This window comes from Chamaesiphon sp. OTE_75_metabat_556 (genome assembly GCF_031378165.1).
Lineage (GTDB): Bacteria > Cyanobacteriota > Cyanobacteriia > Cyanobacteriales > Chamaesiphonaceae > Chamaesiphon.
On sequence record NZ_JANNDR010000509.1, the window covers coordinates 1 to 2,207 of the forward strand.

Below are 2,207 nucleotides of genomic sequence, written 5' to 3' on the forward strand. Positions count from 1 at the left end.
GAAGAATTAGTTACCAGTTACCAGCAGCAAGGCGTCCAAATTGTTTCGACGACTTCTCATACCGAGACTAGTTATTGGGACGTGGACTTGCGATCGCCAACGCTGATCTTACTAGGCAACGAAGGTGCGGGTTTGAGCCAAAATTTGTTAGCCTTGGCCGATCTGCAAGTCAAGATTCCGATGTCTGCGACAGTTGAGTCCTTAAATGTCGCCACCTCTGCCGCACTGATGTTATTTGAGGTGCGCAGACAGCAGCAATAGATTTGAGTGATGAGCGCAATTGCCGAGATCGGTATGGCATTAGAAATTAACGATGCGATGTTTCTAGGGAATGTAATGCCCGATCCTCATCTCAGACTGTAGTAAGGGTATTCTGAGAATGTCAGCTAAAATCTCGCTCGATTTCTAGCTGACACTGCGATGCTTCAACAGCTCACGGAACCTCCAATATCCCGATCCTGTCAACCGATCTACCGATGCAATTCCACATTCAGACTGATAGCGAAATCCCCGTCTCCAAACAACTCTACGATCAAATGTTGTTTGCGATCGCTTCTCGCCAATTTTCGCCTGGGCATCGGTTGCCCAGTACCCGCCAATTGGCAATGCAGACCGGATTGCACCGCAACACGATCGGTAAGGTATACAGTCAATTAGAGGGCACGGGATTAGTTGAATCCGTCCCAGGTTCGGGGATTTATGTGCGATCGTTGGGACACGAAAGCAACCATCTAATTGCTGATTCCCATATCGATCCGAGTCTGTCAGCGATCGATCTCGTCTCCCAAAGTCTCAATACGCTCCTCGCCCAGGGCTACTCACTCAGTCAAGCACGAGAATTATTTTTGACCGAAATTGATTGGCGGTGGCGGTGTAGTGCCAGAGTATTTGTGACCGTGCCCAAAACAGATTTGGGTGCGGGCGAGTTGATGCTCCAAGAATTACAGCAATCCCTCGGTATTCCCGTACAATTAGTCACATTGGACAAATTGGAGGCGCAATTAGTCCAATCGCGGGCAGCGACAGTTGTTACCAGTCGTTACCATATCGGTAGTGTGGAAGCAAAATTAGCAACTAGCGAACTAGTCGCACCTCGCTCGATCCGGGTTATTCCAGTCGATCTTCAAGACTATGAAAAAGAATTAGCCCTAGTCAAAACTTTGCCCAAGAATAGTTACGTGGGGATTGTCAGCCTCAGCGGTGGCATTCTCGCTGTCGCGGAAATGATGGTACATAGTATGCGCGGCGACGACTTATTGGTGATGACGTGCCAAACCAAAGATAATTACAAGCTCAATGCCACCATTCGCCGCGCTCATACCATTATCAGCGACAAAGCCAGTCTAAGTATCGTCCATCAAGCGATCGAAGCCGCTGGTGATGACTTAATCCGCATTCCCCAAATCGTCGAAAGTGAAAGCTACATCGGCCTCAAATCAATTAACCTACTCAAACGCGAATTAGGATTGATTTAGGAAGGGTTTCGGGTCTACGAGCAGCAAGAACAAGAATGATTATAATGAGTAGGGGTAATTCATGAATTACCCCTACTCATTCTTGTTCTCATGCCAACATCAAACAAAAAGCTGACTGATTCTAGAGATAGTCCGATCGTTTTCGGCTGGAGTCCCGATCGATATCCGCAACCCGCCGCCAGTATGCCGAATTGATGTACCTTGAATTTTTAACTTAGCAACTAACTCGGCCATCGCTAGCTCGGCATCATTCACTCCTAGCAACTGCACGTAGAGAAAATTAGCGTCGCTGCGCCAAACTTTCAGTCGATCGAGTTTAGCTAGGGCGAGAAATAAGCGATCGCGTTCGCTAATTAGTTCGGGAATTACTGCCAATAACGACTGACGGTGTTGTAAGACTAACTCAGCCGCAGCCAGGGACATACTCGGTAAATTGTAAGGTAATCTGACCTGTTCTAACGCCGCGATGAGCTGCGGATGTCCGACGGCATAACCCACCCGATGAGCGGCGAGTCGAAAGGCTTTAGAAAATGTCCGCAACACGATCCAATTTGGATGCTCGGCTAATTCGGTAACGACGGTGTGCTGGCTGAACTCAAAATAAGCTTCGTCGATGACTACCAAAATATCTGAAGGTAAACTCTGCATCCAGTCTAGCTCTGCTGCTGTCAGCGCATTACCCGTCGGTGAATTGGGATGTATCATAAATACCACTCGAATTGGTGCGCCGTT

Annotated in this window: 3 protein-coding genes; 2 read left to right on the top strand and 1 reads right to left on the bottom strand. The window is 48.0% G+C overall.

Annotated elements, in window-relative coordinates; all coding sequences use genetic code 11:
- Both RMO27_RS20325 and RMO27_RS20330 read left to right on the top strand, forming a co-directional pair.
- The coding region (locus RMO27_RS20325; RefSeq protein ID WP_309735971.1) for an RNA methyltransferase at positions 1-261 on the top strand (261 nt) is incomplete at its 5' end.
- Positions 262-476: 215 nt separating this feature from the next.
- Positions 477-1,475: a GntR family transcriptional regulator gene (locus RMO27_RS20330; protein WP_309735973.1), complete on the top strand. Its 999-nt coding sequence runs from the start codon at positions 477-479 to the stop codon at positions 1,473-1,475.
- Between the two features lie 99 nt (positions 1,476-1,574).
- Here the strand turns inward: RMO27_RS20330 and RMO27_RS20335 are convergent.
- Positions 1,575-2,207 (bottom strand): aminotransferase class I/II-fold pyridoxal phosphate-dependent enzyme (locus tag RMO27_RS20335; protein ID WP_309735976.1); only part of this gene is annotated, 633 nt, incomplete at its 5' end.